This window comes from Robertmurraya sp. FSL R5-0851, from assembly GCF_038002965.1.
In the GTDB taxonomy this organism is placed as follows: Bacteria; Bacillota; Bacilli; order Bacillales; family Cytobacillaceae; genus Robertmurraya_A; species Robertmurraya_A beringensis.
Genome location: NZ_JBBOOE010000001.1, coordinates 1,772,194 through 1,797,700, shown reverse-complemented (window position 1 = coordinate 1,797,700; position 25,507 = coordinate 1,772,194). Strand labels below are relative to the sequence as shown.

The following is a 25,507-nucleotide window of genomic DNA, read 5'->3' as shown; positions in this document are numbered from 1 at the left end:
AAGTAACTTATGATTCCATCGTTACTTGAATCTCTTTCTCTTTTAAAACACCAAACAGCTCTGCGATATGCTCATTGTTTTTTGTTTCAACCGATAAATCGAGTTGTGCATAGCCAGGATAAATATTCTTCCCCATATGATGAAGATGAACATCTTGAATATTGGCGTCTAATTCCGTTATTGAGCTGACCACCCGTTGAAGCTCTCCAGGTTTATCCTTTAAGATAATAGAAAAGTTCGCAAACCTTCCTGACTCAACAAGTCCCCGTTCAATAATCCTAGATATAAAATGAACGTTGACGTTACCTCCACTTAAAACAGCAGCTACTTTTTTATTGGTTATACTTATTTTTTTATATATTAATGCCGCAAGTGAACTAGCCCCTGACCCCTCAACTAGTAATTTATTTCTTTCTAAAAGTAAGAGCATCGTACGTGCAATTTCCATTTCGTCTACACACACAATATCATCGACATATTTCTTCACAATTTCAAAATTTTTTGCACCCGGTTTTTGTACAGCAATACCATCTGCCATAGTTGGTGCAGATTTTAGGGCAACAGGCTTCTGTTCCAATAAAGATTGCTTCATACTAGGACATGCTATGGTTTGAACACCATATACAGCAATATTAGGATTTTTTTCCTTCACAGCCATAGCGACACCAGCAATCAGCCCCCCACCGCCAACTGGACAAATAACCGCCTCTACTTCAGAAAGCTGATCAAGAATCTCTAGCCCCACTGTTCCTTGACCTGTGATAACTGACTCATCATCAAAGGCGTGAATGAATGTCGCACCTCTTTTTTCGTTCAGCTCTAAAGCGTAAGCAAGGGCTTCATCAAACACATTTCCCTCTAATATTACCTCAGCGCCGTATTGCCTTGTTGCAAGCACTTTGCTGAGCGGTGCACCCTTTGGCATGACAATCGTACATGGAATCCCAAGCATTTGACTAGAATAGGCAACACCCTGAGCGTGGTTACCAGCAGATGCAGCTACCACTCCTTTTTTTAATTCCTCTTCTGATAAAGAAATGAGCTTATTATAAGAGCCCCTTACCTTAAAGGATCCTGTCTTTTGAAGATTCTCTAACTTTAAATACACTTCATTTTGAGCAAGTTCACTAAACGTTTTGGAGTAATCCAAAGGAGTTTCATGCACAATGCCCTTCATCTTCTCTCGGGCAATAATGATGTTATCTAGGTTCACTGTAACTCCTCCTAGTTCCTATTATTTAGTAGTAGGATGTACATCATTATTGGAAATATGTAGTGACTGCAGCGCATCAAAATTCCATCACATATTCTTATAAGAAAGTATTAGATTATATTATAATTAATTTATTTTTCACTAAAATTAGTCTATAATATAGGGAGATCATCCATATATTAAAAATAAGCATGTGCTATAAACACACGCTTACCTTTAACAATGCATAATCGCAGAATGTGCGATTGGCAATCAACAATACGGTTTCTTTACAAAGTAAAGCCCACCTGTTCCGGCCAAAGATACAGGGTGGGTTTTACTTTTTTATTTTTTCAATTAAAAGTACGATTAGAGTTACCAATGCGATAACGAACATTGCTGAATCTAAATCCACGCTTGTCACCTCCCATAAGGAAGGCTCAACCGCCCCACCCTGCAACTATGCTATTGTCTATTCTATTATACCATACCGAACATACGTTTTCTTCCTGTGTTGTTAAATTTTTGTAGGTCCATTTATTCAATTAAATAAAGAAACGCTACGTGCGATTAATTAAAAAGAACCTCTAATCAAAATAGATTAGAGATTCAGTATAGATTTATTAACTAAAAACTGGTTCTTTCTCAGTTAGACCCAGTGTTTCTGCAGTTGAATGATGAATTCTTCTTAATAGGTCTGGGTTTTCCATTAGTGACAGACCATAAGAAGGGATCATTTCTTTGATTTTTGGTTCCCATTCATTTATATGTTGTGGGAAGCATTTTTTCATGATCTCTAACATGACGTGAACGGCCGTTGAAGCACCAGGTGAAGCTCCAAGTAATGCTGCAATAGAGCCATCTTCTGCAGTAATCACTTCTGTACCAAATTGGAGCGTTCCTTTGCCTCCAACTTCTGTGTCCTTTATTACTTGTACACGCTGGCCTGCAACTACCAAGTCCCAATCTTCACTCTTGGCATTTGGAATAAACTCACGTAACTCTTCCATACGTTGTTCCTTTGATAACATTACTTGCTGAATCAGGTACTTTGTCAAAGACATTTCTTTTGCCCCTGCAGCCAACATCGTTAAGAGATTATCCGGCTTAACAGAAGTGACTAAATCAAATACAGAACCTGTTTTTAAAAACTTAGGTGAGAAGCCAGCAAACGGTCCAAATAATAGAGATTTTTTATTGTCAATAAACCTTGTATCTAAGTGCGGTACAGACATTGGCGGAGCCCCAACCTTCGCTTTTCCGTACACTTTTGCATGATGTTGCTCTACAACAGCTGGATTATTACAGACCATAAAAATTCCACTTACAGGAAAACCTCCAATATGTTTTCCTTCTGGAATACCGGATTTCTGAAGTAAATGCAGGCTTCCTCCTCCGCCCCCAATAAAGACGAATTTGGCTGTATGATGTTCAACCATGCCACTTTCGAGATTGCGGACTTTTAACTTCCACAATCCATCGTTCGTACGTTTTATATCAAGTACACTATGGTTATGGTTTAATTGCACATCTTTACTCTCTAAATGGGCAAACAGCATGCGTGTTAACGCTCCAAAGTTAACATCGGTACCAGAGTCAATCTTTGTAGCGGCTATAGGCTCATCGGTTGAGCGATCTTGCATGATTAGAGGAATCCATTCCATTAGTTTTTTTGGATCCTCAGAAAACTCCATTCCTTGGAATAATGGATTATTTATCAGCGCTTCAAATCGCTTTTTTAAAAACTCTATATTTTGTTCTCCTTGCACTAAACTCATATGAGGTAGTGGCATGATAAAATCCTGTGGATTATGTATCAGCCTGTTTTTTACAAGATAAGACCAAAACTGCATAGAAATCTGAAACTGCTCATTAATCTTTATGGCTTTACTAATATCTACAGATCCATCCGGCTTTTCAACCGTATAGTTTAGCTCACAAAGGGCGGCATGTCCTGTACCCGCATTATTCCATTCATTTGAGCTTTCCTCTCCAGTTTTCGAGAGCTTTTCAAACACTGTAATTTTCCATTCTGGTACTAATTCTTTCAGAAGTGTTCCCAATGTAGCGCTCATGATTCCGGCACCAATTAAGAAAACGTCTGATGTAGTTTCTCTTTTTCTCATTTTTACCTTCCTTATCTATATCCTAAATTCACAGAAAGGATGTGAGCGCTACTTATGAACACACCTAGTCTGATTAATTATTAATCCTATTATAGTCTATTATAATGAATTATAGATTAAAATATCTAGTATTATCTGATAATTATAAATTATTTCAGGCAAAAAAAATGAAAACACCTACGCCTAAAGCCTTTTATTACGCAAAAATCCAGCTTAATTTTGCATCTTTCAATATAGTTAATTCGCATACTTATACAGGAAAGAAATCGTTAATGTTTGAACATATCATTATTTCAAGATACTGGTTAATTTATATGATTTTTTATCTTTCTCAAAAAATTTGTTTAAAGCTAAGTAAAACCCCCTAATCTTCTTTTTTCCCTCCACCACGAAACGATAGCCGATGAAAGGTATTGATATACGTAAACAGTTCTTCCCCAGTTACTATTCTTGAGTCACCATTGAGTGGAGCATACATGGCGTGGTATGTTTCCGGCACCCAGATGTAATGATGGACATACTCTGTGAGGAAAAAGCCGCATGATTGCCAAAAGTGGATCCTTCTTCTATTAGCTGGTGTAGCCTCTGATTCTGCTTCAATAATTAATTTCTCATACCCCTCAGCAGCTGTTTTCGCACGTAGGTAATCGACAAAGTGTTTACCAAACCCATTACCTCTTTCTTTTTTAGATACAGTTAGATAATCGATGATCATCACCTTATCAGATAATAACTTCCCTGTAAGTGCCATAGAAACCGCTCTTGACTCGTTGTACCCTACATGAAGCTCGGCAATTCCTTGTGCAAACATATTTCTAATAATATGAACCGGTTTGGCTCCCTTTTCTCCGAATGCCTCCGAATAAAGAGGCCTTGCGTCCTGCCAAAGTTCATCGTCCCACGTACCAACAGTTCTAATTCTCATATGGATGATTCCCACCTAACTTAATTTTCCATTGTAAATACCCATACATAATTTACTACAGGATGAAAAAAAATATATTATTACTTCTTTCGGGAGTTGTTAGGATATGGCATTTAAGAATGGGCTCGATTAATCAGAAAAAGCTTATAACGAGTTCACTGAGATTAGTTCTTTATTTGCAAAAATAGTATCGGAAGAATTTGTCTCTACTTGGCAATGGTGGTTAGGTATCGCCCTATTTATTATTCCATGGATTGCTTGGTTTGCTTTCAGGAAGAAAGATAGTAGTGGCCGCTTGCTTTTAGGTGGTTTGTTGACGATCATATTGTCACTAACAATTGACCTTGCTGCTTTATCTTTAGGCCTCTGGTCGTATCCAATGGTCATCCTCCCTTTAGCACCTTTTTTATTCTTGCCCTACCACTTTTCTTTAGCACCTGTTGGGGTTATGTTTGCACTACAAATCAAACCAAAAATGAATCCACTATTAAAGGGAGCTCTTTTCTCAGCCCTTGCTGCTTTTGGAGGAATGAATTTCTTTAATGCTATTGATTTTTATAACCCTAAAAATTGGTCCACTTTGTATGATTTTATTATTTTTTTAACACTTTACTATACTGCTTATTGGCTTACAAAGATGGAAAGCTATAATACATTAGATAATGAATAAAAATTTCACCATATCGTAAAAAGACTAAAAAAGAGGTTTTGATCATGAACTTTATACTATCCATTCAGTTGCTATTCGGCTTATTCTTGTTTGGAGAATATCCTTCTGAAACTAATGAGGTGGCATTAGCACAACAACAAGCTCCTCCTTATGCTAAATGGGGTCAGGTAGCCATGAAGAAGACAAAAGAAAAATATCCTCAAGCTAATATTATTGATTATCTTCACATCGGCAGAGAAAAGGGACCTAAATACTCAACAGAAAAATTCAAACTTTGGTTAAAAACAGACAATAAAGAATTCGGTGTGTTTGTTGATATTACCTTTGATAATAAAACCGAACAAATTAAAGATATAAAATATAGGGAAACAACTAGATAACAGTGACTATGCCCAACGATTTATTGTTGGGCTCTTTAGTATTTTATAATCCGAAGTGTCTATCATAAAAAAATATATTAGACGAAATAAGAAAGTATATATAGTTTTCCTTGAGAAAAAATAAGTCTAACTTTAATAAGGAGTATATAAAATGCAGAAAATTATTGAGAATTTAGATTTTGGAGCAAAGGGCTTATGGTTTCCTGTAATTATAAGCATTTCATTGGAGATATTCTCAGTTATACCTTTATACCCACCTCACTTTCCATTCTTTACTTAAATTACCTAACAAAGAAAAATAAATGGAAATTGACGATTGGTTTTACTTTTCTATCACTCTTAATAGAATTTGGGATGATCCATTCTGGATATATGAAATACAAAGGATGGCATTGGTCTATTTCCATTTTCGTTTTCCTTCTAACTTTCGGTTTTTTATTACCCAAGCATATATCGATTATTAGGAATGATGGCAAGTAATGTCATTACTAGTAAAAAAAGGGGACATCTATCTTGTTACTATTTCTCTTACATGATGATCAACCAATCCCCTTTTTTTTTTAATAAATAGATGAATAGTTAGTATTCTAAAATCCTTCATATCTTACACTAATGCTTCTATAAAAAAAGGCATTAATCCTCTTGGACCAATACCCCTTCAATTTGAATTTAACGTTTCATCCTGTCCGTAACTTTTTCCTATTTTATTGAGATTATCTCTATCAACAGCTTTTGGGGGTAGTTCCATCCATCCCTTTTCAATCATGATTCTTGCAGCACTTTCTACAAATGTTGAAATTTTCATTAAAGATTTTGTATAAAGAAGCCCTACGTCATGTCTGCCATTAACGGCTACCGAATTTCCAAATGCTCTCATTTTCATTGAAAACATATCCATCTTGTGAAATAACATTAGCTTATCTGAAAAAGGAGAGAATGTAGATGTTGTCACTAAATGATCTAGGAAAGAAGGTGAAGGTAAATTTTCATGATGTAACATTTTCATATAGCTCTCAATATTGTTTGTCGTCATGTCTCTACCTTTTTGAAACAATTCACGAATTTTTTCGTCTTTTACTACTTGTGCAAATGCTGCAATCAATGCCTTACTGGTTACATTATTTTCAATATTATCGTAAAAATGGGTGATTTCTAATGCGTGTAAAGGTCGTACATGTCCTAAGTAGCCGTTTAAAAAATCCTTATGCGCAAATTCAACTTTTTCAGGTACGGGATTAAGGGTGGCTTAAAAATAAATCCTTTATTCATTAGTACTTCTTTGATTTGGTTCATAAAATCGATTGTTGCTTTCAACGAGTAAGTAAAAAACTCATTAACATCGTCTCTATAAACAAGTGGGATGGCAACATTATATATACTCATCCCTGCTTTTGCAGCATATTTCAAATAATGAACATAAAATTCATCTTCAAATAATCTTGGAGCCCCCAAATTCACATCTTCTTTGCTAAACCCAATAGGCAACGGAAAGCCTTCTTTATCTAAAATCTCTTTACTTGCTCTCATAAAATCTTCACACAAGTTTAGTGCATTCTCTAATAAGACTTTAATATCTTTGTCGTCAACATGTTGGAGATAATAGCTTATTATGCATTTTGACATACTGTTACCAGAATATGTTGCCCAAAGTTTCCCCATTTCTGCAGATGTTAATTTTTCCTTTGCACTCGTTTTAGTTGACCCCAATTTAATCGGCTTAATCGTCTTCAAGGTAAGAGCTCCTTCACACACATTTTTTTTAGTTTTTTCTACCATTTGAATTTTATTCCTAACTAAGTGGTAATAAAAAAGAGCCTGTCTAGTTATGACGGCTCAGAATAATTTTTCACTTGTTATACGTTTAGAAACCAATGGTCTACCGTTCTTCCAAAACACTTCTACATCCAAACTAAGAAACTGAGACAATTTAGAACTTGAAATCATTTCATTCGTATCTCCTGCTGAAAAAACAGTCCCTTCTTTTAATAGCAATGTTTTATTAAATGCAGGCAAAATTTCTTCAATATGGTGAGTGACATAAACCATCGTTGGTGCATTTTCTTTTTTAGCAATTTCCTCAATTGTTTCTAAAAATTCTTCTCTTGCAATGAAGTCTAAGCCATTCGTAGGTTCATCCAGGATTAATAGAGACGGATTTGACATTAAAGAACGTGCGATAAGAACTCTTTGCTTTTCACCTTGTGAGAGATTCTCATAGTTACGATTCGCATAATGGATGCAACCAAGCTCCTTTAATAAAGTGATGGCTTTTTCTCTAATTTCATCTGATGGTGTTTCGTAAAGACCAATAGAGGCATACGCACCACTTAATACGACTTCAAAGGCATTATCCCCAGGATGGAATTTTTGTTGTAAAGAAGAAGATACAAAACCAATATGCCTTCGTAGTTCACCACCAATAGGATCTCTCCCGAATTCTCTTCCTAGCACGCTGACTTTCCCTTTTGTTGGATAATAATAACCATTTATTATATTAAGCAATGCGGTTTTTCCAGCTCCATTTAACCCAAATAAAACCCAGTTCTCCCCTTCATGAATGTTCCAATTTATATGCTGTAATATCCATTTTTCCCCTCTAATAAACGAAACATCTTTCATATGTAATACCATCTTGTTTCTCCCTTCACTTACTCAATTACCGTTATATTATCACATTATTAGAAATTTTCATTAATTAATAAATAGGAAGGTTCTCAACCTTAGATTGAGAACCTTCCTGTTTATGTTTCTATTCTCTATCTCTTCCTTTTTCAAAGAAGGACGGTTCAACTTGTTTGTTCTTCTTAGTAACTTTATCCTTCACAGAGCCTTTACCCTTCTTCGCAACCTCGGATCCAACCGAAGCAAAAATGCTGTTAGCTAAGAGACGGAAGCTATGCTGTGTATGTGCTCTAAAAGCTAAATCATTTGCAAATAAGGTGATGTTCGTGTCTTCAAGATTTTGTGTAAAGGCAAGTGTTTGCCCCCTTGCCTCTTCATGTCCTGGCCACCAGCCAGCAACGTAGAAATCATCACTGCTACTTACAGTTGCAAGTACCTCTGCCTCTTTAGGAACGGAAGTAATCCACGCTCCATTGGTTGTATATAGTAGCTCATCGGACTGATAACCAGAAGTTAATAGATGATCATTTACTTTTGCTTTTAACAGTCCTTCGTGACCTGCACTTGTGTAATCCCACTCATAGCCTGATAGCAAACCGCTATTTTTCACCGCATTGAGCGCATTAATACCCATACCAACATACGCTTTCCCTGCAAGGCTATTAGCATTAAAGGCACCACTATCACTTACAATTACATCTGCTTCCGCTTGACTAACTAGTTCAAATCCTAATTCCTTCAATGAGAAGATTAATTGGGATGACCCTGTAACAGCCACTTTAGGAAGTGTTAATTTTTCTGTTTTTACATTTTGAGTCGTACCAACTGGTGAAGCTTCGTAGTAATAGTCAGCATATCCAGCTAAATCTTTTGTGCTCACAATATAATCGCCTTTATTCACCTTGCCCTTTGTTTCCATTGCTTTTTCTACGACTTTACCGTCTCTTAATAGCTCATTTATTAGTTTCACAGTATCATTATTCGTGTTTGATAATACTTGCTTTGGTGTTTTACCAACCACTTCACCTGTTGGTAATGTAAGATTTTCTACTTCTGTCGTTTTGTTTTCAAAAGCATTGGACACTCGAACTTCATTAATATCAAACCCTCTTAAAGCCGGGAAGTTTACAACGATTGGATCGTACATCGCTCCCCAGTCCGATACATCATCACCTTTATAAAGCATCGCATTGGCCAATCCACGTTTTGCTTGGTCCATTGGAACGACAAACGTTCCTTTTGGATAAGTAACACCATTTACTTCTGTATTTGTTGTCGTTTGTTCGACCTTTACACCGTTACGAAGTAAATACTCTACCATTTTCGTTGCTTCCAAAGTATTTTTTTGCCCTGCAATATCAACTGGGATTACATAATATTCTGGGAAAAAGTTAACATTATCTCCTCTTACACGACCTATAGATTCTCCGTTAGCATTGACAAAGTATTCATCCACAGCACGATTGTCTTCCCCATTTACACCACGCTTAAAAATTTCAAGCTGGTTTTTGTACAATTCATCTTTGTTTTCAGTAACATAAAGCGTTGCTCCAAGACCTGTCCCATACATCGCATCATATCCATTTTGACTTAATGCTGGGGTTTCAATAGTGTGGCCAAGTGAACCGTGTAGCATCGCATACATCGCAGTATAGGCTGGAGTCATATCGTCCCAACCATCACCGTAGTCTAGAGCTGGAATTTCATAAGAGTTATATGCAGAATTACTAATCCCTGCTTTCCCCATCGCGTGGGCTTGCTCAATCATATTGCCGTAAAGTAAATCATACTCAAAGTTCGGGTTATGTGGAGGAGTAGTTGGTTCAATTAAGAAGCCACTTACATATCCATGCATATCAAGGAATGAAAGTGGAGTCCACTTCGCAATCTCTTGTGTTACTTCCTGTGTTTCGATTTGAGTTTGATAGTGATTATCACGGTTCAAGTCAAGTCCATTAGCGTTAGCTCTTGTGTTAAGAACTCTGCCATCAGGGTTATTTGTAAACATATAAAGGAAGATAACATCATCAAGAACCTCATCCACATTCAAAGTCACAGGTTGTTCCAGATCGTCAACAACCGTATTAAAAGTGACTTCCTCTTCAAGGGCAAATTTCTTAAATAACTCAACCTGTGCATCCACACCCTCCACTTCATCAGGGTGAATATTGTTTATCCACACAGGAACTTGATAGTCTCCCATTGTTCCATTTTCAAGCTTTTCTAATAATGAATCAGGATTTTCTAAGGCCGTAGGTAAAGTTTCGTTTAAATACTTATCAACTGCGGCTTGATCTCTTGCTAAAATAACAAAATGAAGGTCACGACCTTGTACGGTTTTACCTAAACTTTGGTATTCAAGATAACGGTCATTTGCTGCATTTGCTTCCTCAAATACTTGGTCAATAGTTGGCTTTAATTCTTCATAGAAATGAAATTGATCATATACATTTAGTTTGACGGTTTTAGCGGCCTTTGTTTGGCTAGCAGGATTTATTAACGCTAACTCATATTCTCCAATAAATTGTTGATATTGCGTACGAATCGTACGGTTCGAGAGATTGTCTCTATTATAAAGAAGACCAAACTCTAATGTTGCCTTGATGGTTGTTGTGCCATCAACAAAATGTGGCTCTTCGATCACCTTAATAAAAGGATCTTCATTATAAGTTGTCCCACTTGTCCACTTTTTCCATTCAGAGAGGCTCTTCCCTCCAAATTGAAACTCTAGTTGACTTAAATCAACATTCTCTCCAAAATCCGCTTGAACTTCTACTGTTCTAACCTCTGTGAGTGAGAATAAAGACCTAGTAGTCTCTAACTCTATCACATCGTAGGCTTCGACTGTTTCAGTAGCCAGAACAGGAAAAGCAGCCTGTGTGAATAGGGCTAAAACTAGTAAGAATCCTAGTAAAGCCGTAAATCGCTTCTTCATAAAATCATCCCTTCTATGTATATAATAGACTACCAAGTTAACATAACAGAATATTCGGATAACAAACAGGGAATTTAGTTCGATATACGAAGGAAATTGTTCGACAAATTCCGCTATTCACCATGGATATATTATTAAACTACTAGTCCATAAGTCTCTCCTGCCCATAAATAAACTCTTCCCATTTTAGGAAGAGGGTTCATATCAATCTATCTCTCTACAATATACACTCGTTCAGGACGACCCACTGTTCCGTAGGCTAAATCAGCTTCAATTCTTTCTACTGATACTAGATGCTCTAAATAACGGCGGGCTGTGGTTCTACTAACTCCAATTTCTTTTGCCACGCTTTCTGCTGTTAGTCCCACTCCTACTTTTCCTAATACTTCAAGTACTTTTTCAAGGGTTAATGGGTCGATTCCCTTTGGCAAATACGAGCGATCATTGTTACTTGTTACTTCTACTTCTTTCCGTAATAGACTGTCAACCTCCTGCTGTGTAATAAGCGTATTTTCTTTTCCTAACAAAAGTAGTTTATTGTGGAAATCTTGATATCGTTGCAACGCCTGTTTAAAACGATCAAAGACGACAGGTTTAATCATATAATCGAACACACCAATACTAATTGCCTCTTGCACTTTATCTAACTCTTTTGTCGCGGTAATCATGATCACATCTGTGTGCTTTTCAAGCTGTTTCGTTTCTTTCAGCAAGTCCAATCCATTCATATCTGGAAAATAAACATCTAACAGGAGTAAATCTGGCTTCAAAATATCAATCAATGTTCTCGCTTCTATATAACTTGCAGCAATCCCTACGACCTGAAACCCTTGAATTTGTTCTATATACCGCTGCTGTATCTCAGCAATTCTACGATCATCTTCGACAATTAACACTTCGATCTCACGGTTCCTCATTTCTCACTCCCCCTGTTTTTCGGTATCGCAACGGTAAAAATCGTACCCTCTCCTATTTGAGATGAATAAGTAATGGTTCCACCAAGTGCTTCCATTTCCCTATGAATGAGACTAAGACCGATACCCGCATTACTCTTTTTGTTCTTGGTTGAATACCCTTCACGAAAAATCAAATCACTTTTGCTGCTTTCAATACCATTTCCGTTGTCTTCGACTTCAATAATTAGATCTTTCCCAAGATCGGTTAGAAACAGGGTTACATTTTTTTCTCCTTTTTCATTATCCCTTACTGCTTCAAAAGCATTGTTGATTAAGTTCCCAATAATCGTAACTAGCGAATCTCGATTCATCTCAACAGGAATATCTTTAAAGCTACTTTCTCTATCAACAAGGAAATTCACTTTCCATTCACTCGCCAAGCTTGTTTTCCCAAGGATAAATCCAGCAAGTATAGGGTCAGGAATTTCTTTCATCAGAAATTGAACGAACCCTTGAGCAACATCTACTTCATGTGAAATAAAATCAATTGCTTCCTTATATGACCCTAACTGTATTAGCCCTAACAAAGTATAAAGACGGTTCGAGTACTCATGTGTTTGTGCTCGTAATCCCTCTGCATAAGCCTTTACATGGGATAATTCCTGTAGTAAATGTGCTAGTTCAGACTTGTTCCGCAAACTAGCAACCGCTCCAATAACGTTCCCTTTTTTATTATGAATAGGAATTCGATTTGCCAAATAGACCGAATCAAATATCATCATTTCCTGATCATATTCCGCCTTCCCTGTCTGAACCACACTTAGAAGCTTTGTGTTCTCTAACACCTCTTCAATTCTCTTCCCCCGAAGTAAGACCTCATTGGGTACTCGTAAAATTTTATGAGCGGTTTCATTTACAACTGTGATCCTGCCATCTGTACCTATTGCTATAATTCCTTCATGAATTGATTCTAAAATGGCATGTTTCTCCTGATACATCCAGGCGATTTCTTTTGGTTCTAATCCAAACATAGCTTTTTTAATATTTAAAGAGATTAAAAGAGCCGCTAGTAGTCCCCCTATTAATATCAGAAAGGTAACCACAAATATTTTTTTCTGTATTTTTGCCACCTTCAACTCTATATCCGTCTGGAGATACCCAACTGATACTACACCAATGACTTCTCCATTATGAAAAATAGGAGTTTTTCCCCTGAGTGAAGGTCCTAATGTCCCCGTTGACTCTGAGATAATTGATTCCCCTTTAAAAACACGGCTATTATCTCCTCCAACCATTTTCTGCCCTAAACGAATAGGGTTCGGATGGGAATATCTAATTTCATCTAAGTTCCCAATTACAATAAATTCTGCCACCACTTGCTTTCGGATTTTTTCTGCAATGGGCTGTATAATAGTAGCCGGATCTTTTGTCTCAAAGGCTTCTTGAATTTCTGGTATATTTGCAACAGTTTGAGCCACTGATAACGCTTTAGAGCCCATTTCATTTTTCAGATTTGATTCCATGATTTGTTTAAAGGTGTACCCAAATATGCCTCCAATCACAACTATGACAATAAAAATTCCGAGCATTAACTTTGTATGTAAACGCATCCAAACACCTCTATTCTCATTATAGTAAAAAAACTCCTTATGAAAAGGAGTTTTCGAACTATTTCAAATAAATTATCCTTCCACGTTAATAATAACTTCTTTCCCTCTTCTTTTCATTAGGAAAGGAATGATTAGCCAAAGGAGTGTAATGAGTAGAAAAGCTAGGGAAACCGGCCTTGTCAAAAATACACTGAAATCTCCATTAGAAATCGTTAGTGCTCTTCGAAGGTTATTTTCAACCATCGGTCCTAATACCAACCCTAGTACTATGGGTGCGATCGGATAATCATTCTTGCTTAAAAAGTATCCAAGAATCCCACAACCTAGTAACAACAATAAATCATATGTGGAAACTTGAACCGCATACACACCAAAAATGGAGATAGCGATAATAATAGGAATTAAGAATTGCTTAGGTGTTTGAATTATTTTCGCAAACACTTTTACCAATGGAAGATTTAAAACTAAAAGCATGATATTCCCGATAAACATACTAGCAATCAGTCCCCAGGCTACCTGTGGGTGATCTTCAAACAATAACGGCCCTGGTTGGACGTTATACATCATCAGTGCACCCATTAATATCGCTGTGGTGCCTGAACCTGGAATACCAAGCGTTAATAACGGAATCATTGCACCACCCGATGCTGCATTATTTGCAGACTCCGGCGCTGCAACCCCTGCAATGGATCCGGTACCGAATTTGGAAGGGTTCTTAGAAATCTTTTTTTCTAGAATATAAGAAAAGAAGGAAGCGAGTGTCGCACCAGCACCTGGTAATATTCCTACAAAAAAACCTAGTATCGAACCTCTAGCAATCGGTCCAGCAGATTCCTTGAATTCATCCTTGGAAGGAAGTAAATTATTAATTTTTGCAATATTTACCTCATCTTCTTCTTTTTCTAAGATGGTCTTGAAAACTTCACCAAGAGCAAACAATCCAACTGCTATCGTTAAAAATTCAATTCCCTGGTAGAGCCAAGGAACATCAAACGTAAATCTAGCAATACCTGAGACACTATCAATACCAATCGTCCCAAGCAGTAACCCGCAAATGGTCATAATCAATGCCTTCGTAACAGATTTTCCTGCTAAACCACTAACAGCCCCTAGACCTAATAACATGAGAGAAAAATATTCTGCAGGACCGAACTTGAGAGCAACTGCTGACAATGGTTTGGCCAACATAATGAGTGCAACAAGAGTCACGATACCAGCAACAAAAGAACCGATCGCTGCAATCGATAACGCACTTCCCGCCCTCCCCTTTTTCGCCATTTGATACCCATCCAAGGTTGTCACAACCGATGATGATTCCCCTGGTGTATTTAATAGAATGGAAGTGGTTGAACCACCATACATCGCTCCATAATATACCCCAGCAAGCAGAATGATTGCACTTGTAGCTGCTTGCTCCGGAGGAAGTCCACCCGTAATGGATGCAGTGACTGGAATCAGCAGTGCTACCCCACTCATCGGACCAATGCCAGGCAGCACACCAACAGCTGTACCGATTAACACTCCAACAAAAGCAAACGCGATATTATACCAGATTAGCGCCGTTCCGAAACCTTGAAATAAATAATCAAGTGTGTCCATACTTCCCTTCTCCTCTCTACAACCCTTTCAAGCTAAAACCAAATTGGCCAGCCAGGAAGAGTTCCCTTTAACACTTGTACATATGAAAAATACACAACGCCTGAAAAACAAGCAGAAATGATGAGGGACTTCACCCATTTTGTACGTTCCATTGTCTGAAAACAAACAAATAAAAAGATAAAAGTGGTAATGACGTACCCAATGGTTTCTAATGTCAAAATATAAAAAAGAGTAGCAACAAAGATGATAAGAAATGGCTTGTATTGGAGTTTCTCCTTTTCACCGTGATGACCCATCTTCACAAAAGTTTCGTAAAATAAACGAATACTTAAAAGGACAAGTAAGGCACCGAGAATGGAAGGGAAAATATCTGGCCCTACAGAACTTCCATACGAAGTGCTAGCGAGATTTCGGCTACCGATAATAAACAAAACTCCAATTGCGAGAAACAGCACAGATGCAATACGATCGAACTTAATATCCATTTGTACTCCCCTTTCAAAAAAAATTAGGGGGAGAAGGACAACTCCTCCCCTAAATCCATTTATTTCTCCATGCCTAAAGCCGTTAACAATTGTTGAACCTGTGTTTCCTGTTCTTCTAAGAACTTTGTAAAATCTGAGGTGTTTTTATATTCCATTTCCCAGCCTTGTGTTTCTACTTCCTTCTCCCACTCTGGAGAATTTACAAGTTTTTCTAAAGTTGACTCCCAATACGCTTTTGCTTCCTCTGACATCTTTTCAGGACCAAATACCCCACGCCAAATAGTAAACTCAGCTTCGACTCCTTGTTCAATCGCTGTCGGCACATCCTTGAAATCACCGCCAATACGCTCGGTTGAAGTAACAGCTAACACTCGAACATCACCTGATCTTAAAAATTCCTTCACACTAGAAGCGTCCGTCCCAATTACATCTGCATTTCCACCAAGCAATGCCGTGATCGCTTCTCCCCCGCCATCATAGGACACGTACTTTACTTTTGTCGGATCCACACCATATTTATAAGCGGGAAGAATAGAAATTAAGTGATCCATGGAGCCTGGTGCAGAACCGCCTGCAAATGTTAGTTTACTAGGATCCTTTTTTACCTCTTCCAAAACGGATGTTAAGTCTGTAAACTTTGAATCTGCTTTTACAACAATCGCTCCATAATCCTTCGTTAATTGTGCGAGAGGTGTTGTATTTTTGTAACCGAATGGACTATTTCCTTCTTTTTTCAAATTATTAATAATAATCGGTGGAGAATTAACAAATAGCATGTCATTATTTTCAACTTGTTGGGTAGCGTATTCAGCCATAAAAACAGCACCGCCTCCACCCGGCTTATTTTCTACCGTTAACGGTTGTTCGACAATCTTTGTCGCTGCTAACACCTTCGTTAACGAGCGGGCCGTTAAGTCCCATCCACCACCTGCTCCTGATGGTGCTACTACTGAAATAGCTTTTGTAGGGTACCCTGAGCTCTTTTCCTTATTGTCAGATCCTGCTGTTTGTTCACCACTACTGCATGCACCAAGGCTTAGCGCTAATACTCCTGCACAAAAACAAGCTGATATTTTTTTAAAAGAAAACATTTTGAATCCCCCTTTGTAAGCGTTTTCTTAATTTTACAAAACTTTTGAACATTTTTTGAATTATACATTTAAACAACATTAAAAACTTATTAATCATTTTGTTCATTTTGTTCACGAGGAAAAACAACACAAAAAAACCAGTTTCGTCATGGAAACTGGTTAGGTTTATTACACTTCTACCGTAAGAATTTCTTCTATTTCTTCTTGAATTTCTTTACTTACGGATAACAAACGTTTTTTTCTTAATTCTAGATCCGTTTCTTTATCAATAAATTGATTGGTATGTTGGTCAAAGCAAGGGAAGCAGATTGAATAGAAGGTTTTTTTCTCCTTCTTTAGAAACTCAAACTCCCAAGTTTCTAACTCTAAATAACTAACTCTGTTATTTGTTTCTTTTTTACATATCTCGCATTGTGTTGTCATTATTTTATCCTTCCTTACCTCTTGCTATTATTTTTTCGCTAATTGACGTTCTTTAATTCGCTTTAATCGCCCATGATATTTCATAATATTTGCTTGGGATTGTTTCGCTTCTTCCGTAGTAGGCTGAAGGTTTTCAATATCCCAATACGTTACAACCACATCTAAGACTTGATCAAAATATTGTAATGGACCATAATTCGCTTCTAGCGCGATTGTTTTCATTCTCTCATTAAAATCTGGCATAACGGCACCTGGCATAGAGAAATTGATAATGACATCTTCGAAAAATACAAGGAAATTAGGATCAAGTTCCAGATGTGCTTTCACCGTATCACGATAGAACGCATAATGAAGAGCTTCGTCTTTCGCTAATCTTCTTAGCAAGGTTGCCAAATCTTTATCGTGAGGACTAGCAATTTTTGCGACATTATTATAAAACACTAGAGTAGCTAACTCTTGCAGAGAAGTATAAGCCATCGTTGCTAATGGGTTAGTGAAGTCAGGGAACCAACCACTTTCAACCATTCGCTTTCTTAGTTCATGTAATCGTTTCGGATCCACGTTACGAGTCACCAATAAATAGGTTTCGAGTAAACTAGAGTGTTGGTCTTCTTCTGCCGTCCATGTGCGAACGAAATCATTAATTACTTCCATAGAGTTTTTAAAAGTATAATCCAGATGAGATGTATACCAAGGCAAATTCACTTCAGTAAGCAATGCTGTCTCAATCGCCACAATAACTGCTTCTGGTAGAGTCACTTGGCTTTTATCCCAAGGCACTCTCTTAAAGGACATTGCCTTGTCCCACGGAATAAACTCATGGTAACTCCAGTCAATATTAGCCGATCGTTCCTTATGTAACTGATATAATTCTTTAATTTTTGGTTCTAAGCGTGTATCCAAATCTGAATTTAACATCGATTAACCCCTTACATTATTTACTTTGTAGCTTTAATAAGTGATTTTAACAGAATTTTTCGATAAGATAAAGAGATATGAAAAATAAAAAACTGTAGACACAAAGGGATGTCTACAGTTTTTGGAAAATTAGAAAGGAACTTTTTTATAGTATCTTCTTGTCGTGAGAGGATGGTTTCTGACTTCTTCCAAATGACAGCTTATTCTTTCTAGTAAAGTTGCCAACACAATTGGCGATACAAACGGTCTAAATGGCTCTGATATTCCATCGAGTGGATAATCAACTCCTGTCTCTTATACATTAGCCGAAAGGCAATGAGGAAAGATTGAAGATAGAATGATTCACAAGATGTGTCATCCTCTGCAAAGTTAACAAACGAATAATCTGTCACTTCAGTAAGTGCTGTATTCGCATGACCTACCAAGCAAATAGTGGTGGCACCCTTTTCCTTACAAAAATTTGCCACTTCCACCGTTTCTTTCATTGTTCCTGATAAAGACGGAAGAATAACTAAAGATTGTTCGCCTAAATGCTGGTGATTCGTAACCATTAATTCAGAGGATATTTCTGTAAAAGCCGGTAAGGTTGAGCGATTCTTTAAGATATGTTCTGCCGCATACATTATGATAGCGGCTCCACCTGTACCAACAAAAAATACATTTTTTATTCCTTTTGTGACTACTTCATCTATCACTACGTCTAATTCATCTTTTAAACCGATCGCCCCATTTTGAATTCGTAGAAATCTATCTCTGTCAAAGTTAAACATGTTTTCCACCCCTTAGTACTCCATTTTGCGGTAATATCTTCTTAGCTCTAGAGGATGGTTTCTTTCCCTTTCCAAATACACACTAATCTGACCAGTTAATGCCCAGTTTACATTGACAGCAAAAAACTTTCGAAACTTTTCACTAATTCCTTCTAACGGATAATCCTTTGTATCAATGATAAATAACTCTTTTGTTATTTTTTCAGCAAATCTTTCTACTCGATCTACCAACGGCCTTGTTTCATCTTCCCCTTTAAACAAGATGACACTTGTATCTTCCTCCACGAGCTCCAATGTTCCGTGGAAAAACTCTGCTGCATGAATCGATTTTGATTTAATCCATTGCATTTCTTCTAAGATACACATAGCGTAGGAGTAAGTATTGCCCCAAAGATTCCCTGCTCCGACTAACATATGGTATTGGGTATCTTTGTGCTTAATGGCAAATTGCTCTGCACGAGGATCAAATTCTTCAACAGCTTGAACGATTCCTTGTGGGAGAAGTGCTAATTCTTTTGTAAATTGTTCATAGTCAGGAAATTCTCCATGATTATGAATAAACCGAGCAGTAAGTAGCTGGAGGTGAACCTTTTAAGTACTCAAGGATAAAAGCCGTGAAAAAAGAATCTCCTGGGCCAAGAGTATCCACTGGTTTGACATAATGGGGCTTCTGTTCAAAAAAGTTTGTCCCGTTAAACACCATTGCTCCTCTAGAACCCATCGTCCCAATAGCCATCGAACTTCCTAAAGAACACACGAGTGTTAACAAGTCTTTTATTTCATTTGTTTGTAATTGACCACACGAGAGAAGGCTAATATCTACATGAGGGCAAATCTCATTTAAAACGCTTTCATTATAATCAGTCGAAAAATCGAAAGATACTCGAATACCAGTTTCCTTTAACTTGTGTAGTTCTCCCTCCATTCCGCTATAAATGCTGCTATGAGCCAATTCAAATGTTTGGATATAATTCAAATCTTCTTGTGTGAGAATGATAGGATGAGAATTTTGCACACCTCCATCATTCCCTCCGATAAATACTCTGTCCCCGTCGACAAGATCGACCGCAGCAAAGCCATTTTCCCCAGAATGCTGTCGGCAATGAGAAATATCGATTTCCAAATCATTAAGCGTGTGAATAATATGATTTGCAGCTTTGTCATCTCCAAAAACACCTAGATAAGATGCCTCTACTCCAAGTTGCTTAGCATAAACGCTAAAGTTAAGTGCATTTCCTCCTGGATACATGATTCTCTTATACATATACTTATCCACTACATTATCTCCAACCCCAATGACTCTCATTACTTTCCCTCCCCTTGTCTTTTAATGGTATATACCATTTTTATTAACCTGAAATGAATCTCATTTCAGATGTAACTCGGAATAAAATCTAACAATGTCACTTCTAGTTAGTGATGTTGAAAATTCAATTGATTGGCCTTTGTCATCGTAGGCAACAGCTTCACGTAACACACATGGACTCTCGGATCGAATTCTAAGTAATTTACTATCACTTTCTTCTGCTAGTTTCACCTTCATATATTCTTTGGCCTTTACTAGCGTAATACCATATTCACTTTCTAACATTTGATAAAGCGAATGATTGTTTGTAATTCGGAGATCAATGCCTGGACAGAATTTATAGGGAATAAAGGATTCTTCAATAGAAATGGGGATTCCATTCACATTCCGCAAACGCTTAATGATCACAATTTCTTCACCTACTGAAATATGTAGCTTATTAGCTATACCTGGTTTTACAGGACTTCTTTTAATAGAAAGTACTTGAGTACTTGGTGTTAACCCCCTGCCCAACATCGTTCTTGTAAAGCTATTAAAAGTAATAAAATCCATTTCAATTTTATAATTAGAAATAAAGGTTCCCGCACCAACTCTTCGTTCCACTACTCCTTCTCTTTCTAAAATGGAAAGCGTATGTCTTGCTGTCATCCGACTGATCCCATATTGTTCAGCCAACTCCCTCTCGGATGGGAGCTTATCTCCATGCTTTAGTTTCCCGCTTTCAATATCATCAATGATTTTATCTTTTAATTGTTGATAAAAAGGTGTTTCTTCTTCCCCTTTATACATTCCCTCACCTGCTTCAAATGGTTAAAATACTTTGAAAAATATATTTACATTATATAGGAAAATTCAATGCTCTGTCCTTAGCTTTTCAAAAGTCAATTTGGTATATACCATTTAAAGTAAGTAGGAAATACAAGCTCTGTAGAAGAAGTAATGCATATTAATTGGTAGGATTCGATTGTAGGATTTCTTTGAAAGCGATTACACTCTTGTTAAATTTAGAATAGTTCAAATATTCAGTGTTGTCAACAAAACCATAGAATCTTTTTTGATTTTTCCATCAACAATTTCCAACATTATTTTTAAAACGAACTCAAAACTCATTTTTTTTGCATAACAGAAAAGGCGTGATCAATAGAATCACGACCTAAAAAATGATTGCCTAACAACCACATTATTATTTTCCATCTCCTAATTTAATTTCCTCTTCATCCCATTAATTTTATTAGATTAGTTTAAAATTTGCTGGTTGAATTCCAATCCTTTAAACTCCATTGGCAAACCAACATAATTTTCGGCCAAACTTCTTGCAGCCGCCTTGGAAGATGTAACATAGTCAAGCTCAGCGATTTGAATTCCATATTCGTACGGTGTCTGTTCAACATTTCTATGAAGCATCGTTGTCATCCACCAGGAGAATCGCTGGGCTTTCCATACTCTTTGCAAACAAATAGAAGAGTAACGTTCCAAAGTTTCTTCGTTTCCTGCATGATAAAACTCACTGATTCCTTTTGCTAATACTTGAATATCAGCCACGGCTAGATTCAGCCCCTTCGCACCAGTTGGCGGTACAATATGTGCGGAATCACCAGCTAGAAATAATCTTCCATACTGCATCGTTTCACAAACAAAGCTTCTCATTGCAACAATATTTTTCTGAATAATCGGTCCATCAATCATTTTCCATCCATCTGAAGTATCCACCCTTGCATGTAGCTCGGACCAAATTCTGTCATCTGACCAATTCGCAATATCGTCTTTTGGATCAACTTGAAGGTAGTGGCGTTGAATCTTAGGGGTACGAGTACTTAATAGTGCAAAGCCTCGGTCGTGGTGAACATAGATAAGTTCTGGATGTACTGGTGGAGTTTCGGTAAGAATTCCTAGCCAACCAAAGGGATAGATTTTTTGTTTTTCCACTCTTTCTTCTTTTGGTATCGCTTGGCGGCTTGGTCCATGAAACCCATCACAGCCTGCAATGAAATCGCATTCAATTTGTTCTACCTCAGTCCCATTTTCCTGTATGAAGCTAATAGTTGGAGAGTTCGTCTCAACATTGTGGAATTGAACATCTTTTACGTTAAAGTAGATCTTTCCACCAGCCTTTAGGCGAGCTTCAAGCAAGTCCTTAATCACCTCATGTTGAGGATAAAGCATAATTTTCTTTCCATCGGTCAATTCATTCATATCAATTCTATGTCTGCGGCCATTAAACTGAAGTTCAATTCCATGGTGAATATGTCCTTCTCTCATCATCCTACTTCCAATTCCTGTACTATTAAGCAAATCAACTGTACCTTGCTCGAGCACTCCTGCACGAATCGTCCCCTCAATTTCTTCCTTCGATCGATTTTCAAGAATAATCGAGTCAATTCCTTGAAGATGCAGGAGATGGGACAGCATTAATCCAGCTGGCCCCGCTCCAATGATACCTACTTTCGTTCGCATAAAATCACCTTCCTTTTGTTGTTAACGCTTACACAACTACTAATTAAAAGACATTTATTTCTTTACCGCTTTACTATCTTCCATTGCTTCCAAGCCTACGACCTTTTTGGAATCAAAGGTTAATAATACGTTCCAACTTCCAGACGATTGCCCATCTGCTAAGTATGCAACCTCATCATCCTTTTGAAGCATGCTAAACAACATAGCTAGATGGCGTCCGCCAGACTCAACCCTAGCCATCCTTGCATATTCAGGTAACATTTCGTAAGCAGATTGATAGTCTTTGCTCATTACGAACTCGATGAATTGCTTATCTAGAGAGTGTTCCGCAACGGTTGGCTTATTATGTCGGCCGCGCACTAAATTATGAGATAAAGCGCCACTCGATACAAAAACGACCTTTTTTTCGGTTGCATGCAAGACTTTAGCAATCTCTTGACCCCATTTATATGTTTCTTCGATACTAGCAGCAAGAGTAACTGATAAATTAATGATAGGAATATCTTCTTTCGGTACAAGATACCTTAGTGGGACAACTGTTCCGTAATCCCAAATATAATAGGGATCATTTACTCCTTGTACTTGTAAACCAGCATTCACTCCAGCTTTCACAAGCTGGTTTGCCAAATCAGCATCTCCTGGATAATAATATGGAATATCCTTAATTAGATCGGGAGCTTCATAGGCTGTTAAAATCCCTTTATGCTCAGGTGTGCAATCTACATAATGGAAGAAAGTAGATGGCCAATGGCAGGATACTAACACAATGACATCGGGAGCAATTCTTTCAATATCTTTTGCCACCTCTTTTAATCCTTCTACCATATTTCTTTGAAAATCCGGTACTGCTTCCTCATGGCAGATACTTGGAACATGTGGAACTAATGTACATAACTCAATAGTCATAGTGAACCTCCCTCTATAAATGTTGATCTATCAACGGTTTACCCCGTTGGTGGGGTGTCAAAAAAATATTTTTCGACACGTTCCCTAACAATATTTTTATATTATGTTAATCTATCCCAACACATGGGTACGCTACGCGGTCACTACTGGATAATAGTGGTAAGTAGTGTTGGAGAATTATGTGATGCACAATGGATCTCTGCGTAGCTTATGATGACGTACCCTCCCATGTCTCTGGGCATCAATGTGCCTACATTCCTTCGTTCGGTCTAGTCATAAGGCAGAGGCTAGCGAAGCTCCTATAGGGACTCAAGGTCGAATGGAAAAAATATTGCCAGCTTCTCCGTGTCATCCTGTTGTCTAGGTCTGTTAAGGGGATGTAGAACTTTACATAGCCTCTGCGAGACTAGGAATATCCTTCATCATTCGCTGAGCGTCAAACGCTTTGTGCTTTGTACATATTCCATGTAACACTTTTAATAGTTTTCCGCATAGTACCACGATAGATTGCTTCTTGCGTAACGGATTATCCTTACGGCTTGTGTAATACTCATGTAGTTTTCTAAAGGCTTCATTATGGCGAATCATCGGCATCATTACCCGGAAAAGGAGGGCGCGAAGCCTTCTTCTGCCTCTTTTGGAAATGCGTTTTTGTCCTTTATGCTGCCCAGAGGAATTTTCACGTAATGTTAGTCCCGCAAGTTTAATGATTTGGCGTGGATCTCTATAGTGTGAAAAGCTACCGATTTCAGCTAATAAATCGACAATTGTGATATCTCCAAGTGCTTGAACCGTTGAGAGCCATTCGTACTCTACGGATGTTTGTGTAAGTTCAACTAAGTGCTGTGTAATACTTTCAATATCTTGTTCCAACTGGTGGTAACGGCGAACGAGTGTGGCGATTTCAATACGGGCCATCTCACGTCCCTCTGTTACTCCTATGGAGTTAGCAGCGACTTCAATGAGACGCATTGCTTTCGGTCTCTGGGGGGATTTGAGTCCCTCAACCTGACGATAAAGAGTTAAAACTTCATCGGGTTGTTTCTGATGAAGATCACTTGGAAATGGGGTACATTCAAGTACAGCCATAGCCATTTTTCCGAATGACGGAAACACCTGGGTAAACTCAGGAAAATAGCGATCTAACCAGCGAATCATCATATTTTTGACAGCTCCAAGTTCCTCTGTCAACTTACTTCTAAAGGTTGCGCCCACACGGAGTTCGGCTTCCATGTCTTTCAATATACGTGGATAACTGAAGCGTCCATCTTTTATAAGACGAGCGATTACTAGCGCATCTTTACGATCATGTTTGGTTGGTAGATTGTCGTCTAACTCTTTTGATCGCTTGACGTGCATAGGGTTGGCCATAACTAGGGGGATGCCTCGTTCTTCTAGAAAATAGGCTAAATTGAGCCAGTAATGGCCAGTAGGTTCAATCCCGACGATAACTTCCGTTTTCTCTTGTTCTTTCATTTCACTTAGAACACATTGATAGAAAAGCTCAAACCCATCTCGAGATTGAGAAACAGAGAATGACTTTCGGAGCACCCGTCCACGATCATCCACAAAGCATGCGTAATGTGTACGTTTGGCAATGTCGATTCCAACAACAAGTGTTTTTTCGGTGACTTGATTTATCTTCTGGTTTTGTTTAAAATTCATATGGAGTCCTCCTTGGTTTACTAAGTTAGGGGTCATTTCGGTACACGATTTGACACCCCGTATCATACCAAGAGGGCTCTTTTTTGTTCAAGTCCCCGAAAATCCTTCTAACAGGAATGCTCCTATTATAGTCTTTACGATTTTGACTTTGGCACTCCTGCTACTCCCCAATGAGTTTTCGGAATCTCTGTGACTAATACTCGAATACTCTCTTTTGGAGCGTCCAATGTTTCAGCAACCGCATTTGTAATATTCTGAATCACTTCCGCAATTTTCTCCTCTGGTCTGCCTTCCATCATTTGAACTTGAATGATTGGCATAAGATGCCTCCTTTCTCATATATAGACTCTCGGCATTCGCCGAGTTAGATGGTACAAGGATTTTCTTGTACCATTTTTATTTGATTCCTCCTACTTTTAGTAGGGGGATGTTTCACGTTTTATAAGAAGAATTGGAAATTCCTCAGTGAAATTTTGTTGATTTTTTTGTCGAAAATACTTGACTTTTTGAAAACACCACAATAATCGCCGGCGA

22 protein-coding genes and 1 pseudogene are annotated in these 25,507 nt (G+C 37.8%); 2 read left to right on the top strand and 21 right to left on the bottom strand.

The features are described 5' to 3' along the window. Positions 1–7: 7 nt before the first annotated feature. From ilvA to MKX65_RS09165, 3 genes are all read right to left on the bottom strand, one after another. On the bottom strand, positions 8–1,177 hold the full coding sequence (ilvA, locus tag MKX65_RS09175) for a threonine ammonia-lyase (protein ID WP_340906199.1): 1,170 nt from the start codon (positions 1,175–1,177) through the stop codon (positions 8–10). A 638-nt stretch (positions 1,178–1,815) separates the two neighbouring features. Beyond that, on the bottom strand, positions 1,816–3,318 hold the full coding sequence (locus MKX65_RS09170) for a malate:quinone oxidoreductase (protein WP_340903347.1): 1,503 nt from the start codon (positions 3,316–3,318) through the stop codon (positions 1,816–1,818). Between the two features lie 364 nt (positions 3,319–3,682). Then, positions 3,683–4,243 carry a GNAT family N-acetyltransferase gene (locus MKX65_RS09165; protein WP_340903346.1) on the bottom strand — a complete coding sequence of 187 codons (561 nt, stop codon included), beginning with the start codon at positions 4,241–4,243 and terminating at the stop codon, positions 3,683–3,685. Between the two features lie 295 nt (positions 4,244–4,538). On the opposite strand from MKX65_RS09165, the gene MKX65_RS09160 reads away from it, so the two are divergent. Together MKX65_RS09160 and MKX65_RS09155 are read left to right on the top strand one after the other, a co-directional pair. Continuing rightward, positions 4,539–4,913: a CBO0543 family protein gene (locus tag MKX65_RS09160; protein ID WP_340903345.1), complete on the top strand. Its 375-nt coding sequence runs from the start codon at positions 4,539–4,541 to the stop codon at positions 4,911–4,913. 44 nt (positions 4,914–4,957) lie between these two features. Continuing rightward, complete coding sequence (locus MKX65_RS09155; RefSeq protein WP_160545448.1) at positions 4,958–5,293, top strand: DUF3889 domain-containing protein; 336 nt, start codon at positions 4,958–4,960, stop codon at positions 5,291–5,293. 658 nt (positions 5,294–5,951) lie between these two features. On the opposite strand, the pseudogene MKX65_RS09150 reads toward MKX65_RS09155, so the two are convergent. From MKX65_RS09150 to MKX65_RS09065, 18 genes and pseudogenes are all read right to left on the bottom strand, one after another. Continuing rightward, a pseudogene (locus MKX65_RS09150) lies at positions 5,952–7,024 on the bottom strand (DUF3231 family protein). Between the two features lie 102 nt (positions 7,025–7,126). Further along, a complete protein-coding gene (locus MKX65_RS09145) occupies positions 7,127–7,924 on the bottom strand; it encodes an ABC transporter ATP-binding protein (protein ID WP_340903344.1) in 798 nt (265 codons plus the stop codon). Positions 7,925–8,042: 118 nt separating this feature from the next. Continuing rightward, the gene (locus tag MKX65_RS09140; RefSeq protein WP_340903343.1) at positions 8,043–10,850 is read right to left on the bottom strand and encodes a M14 family metallopeptidase; all 2,808 of its coding nucleotides are present in this window, start codon (positions 10,848–10,850) and stop codon (positions 8,043–8,045) included. A 209-nt stretch (positions 10,851–11,059) separates the two neighbouring features. Then, positions 11,060–11,767: a response regulator gene (locus tag MKX65_RS09135; protein ID WP_340903342.1), complete on the bottom strand. Its 708-nt coding sequence runs from the start codon at positions 11,765–11,767 to the stop codon at positions 11,060–11,062. Next, entirely contained in the window at positions 11,764–13,356 is a 1,593-nt protein-coding gene (locus MKX65_RS09130) for a sensor histidine kinase (protein WP_340903341.1), read from the bottom strand. The genes MKX65_RS09135 and MKX65_RS09130 overlap by 4 nt, the downstream gene beginning before the upstream one ends. Positions 13,357–13,428: 72 nt before the next feature. Continuing rightward, on the bottom strand, positions 13,429–14,955 hold the full coding sequence (locus tag MKX65_RS09125) for a tripartite tricarboxylate transporter permease (RefSeq protein ID WP_340903340.1): 1,527 nt from the start codon (positions 14,953–14,955) through the stop codon (positions 13,429–13,431). 32 nt (positions 14,956–14,987) lie between these two features. Further along, a complete protein-coding gene (locus tag MKX65_RS09120) occupies positions 14,988–15,440 on the bottom strand; it encodes a tripartite tricarboxylate transporter TctB family protein (RefSeq protein WP_340903339.1) in 453 nt (150 codons plus the stop codon). A 59-nt stretch (positions 15,441–15,499) separates the two neighbouring features. Then, positions 15,500–16,531 carry a tripartite tricarboxylate transporter substrate-binding protein gene (locus MKX65_RS09115; protein ID WP_160545455.1) on the bottom strand — a complete coding sequence of 344 codons (1,032 nt, stop codon included), beginning with the start codon at positions 16,529–16,531 and terminating at the stop codon, positions 15,500–15,502. A gap of 168 nt (positions 16,532–16,699) precedes the next feature. Beyond that, positions 16,700–16,954, bottom strand: a complete 255-nt coding sequence (locus MKX65_RS09110) for a hypothetical protein (protein WP_160545456.1) — start codon at positions 16,952–16,954, stop codon at positions 16,700–16,702. Positions 16,955–16,981: 27 nt separating this feature from the next. Next, positions 16,982–17,872 carry an acyl-ACP desaturase gene (locus tag MKX65_RS09105; protein ID WP_340903338.1) on the bottom strand — a complete coding sequence of 297 codons (891 nt, stop codon included), beginning with the start codon at positions 17,870–17,872 and terminating at the stop codon, positions 16,982–16,984. 209 nt (positions 17,873–18,081) lie between these two features. Then, positions 18,082–18,642 (bottom strand): SIS domain-containing protein, encoded by a 561-nt coding sequence (locus MKX65_RS09100; RefSeq protein WP_340903337.1) that lies wholly within the window; start codon positions 18,640–18,642, stop codon positions 18,082–18,084. A gap of 12 nt (positions 18,643–18,654) precedes the next feature. Continuing rightward, positions 18,655–18,990 (bottom strand): hypothetical protein, encoded by a 336-nt coding sequence (locus MKX65_RS27070; RefSeq protein WP_445677910.1) that lies wholly within the window; start codon positions 18,988–18,990, stop codon positions 18,655–18,657. 202 nt (positions 18,991–19,192) lie between these two features. Beyond that, the gene (locus tag MKX65_RS09090; protein ID WP_340903335.1) at positions 19,193–19,948 is read right to left on the bottom strand and encodes a PfkB family carbohydrate kinase; all 756 of its coding nucleotides are present in this window, start codon (positions 19,946–19,948) and stop codon (positions 19,193–19,195) included. 60 nt (positions 19,949–20,008) lie between these two features. Continuing rightward, positions 20,009–20,737, bottom strand: coding sequence for a GntR family transcriptional regulator (locus MKX65_RS09085; RefSeq protein ID WP_160545460.1), 729 nt, complete (start codon positions 20,735–20,737; stop codon positions 20,009–20,011). Positions 20,738–21,184: 447 nt separating this feature from the next. Further along, a complete protein-coding gene (pobA, locus tag MKX65_RS09080; protein ID WP_340903332.1) occupies positions 21,185–22,402 on the bottom strand; it encodes a 4-hydroxybenzoate 3-monooxygenase in 1,218 nt (405 codons plus the stop codon). Between the two features lie 54 nt (positions 22,403–22,456). After that, positions 22,457–23,308 (bottom strand): DODA-type extradiol aromatic ring-opening family dioxygenase, encoded by an 852-nt coding sequence (locus tag MKX65_RS09075; protein ID WP_340903330.1) that lies wholly within the window; start codon positions 23,306–23,308, stop codon positions 22,457–22,459. A 387-nt stretch (positions 23,309–23,695) separates the two neighbouring features. Beyond that, the gene (locus tag MKX65_RS09070) at positions 23,696–24,973 is read right to left on the bottom strand and encodes an IS110 family transposase (protein ID WP_340903327.1); all 1,278 of its coding nucleotides are present in this window, start codon (positions 24,971–24,973) and stop codon (positions 23,696–23,698) included. A 134-nt stretch (positions 24,974–25,107) separates the two neighbouring features. Beyond that, entirely contained in the window at positions 25,108–25,293 is a 186-nt protein-coding gene (locus MKX65_RS09065) for a 4-oxalocrotonate tautomerase (RefSeq protein WP_340903325.1), read from the bottom strand. Positions 25,294–25,507 lie beyond the last annotated feature (214 nt).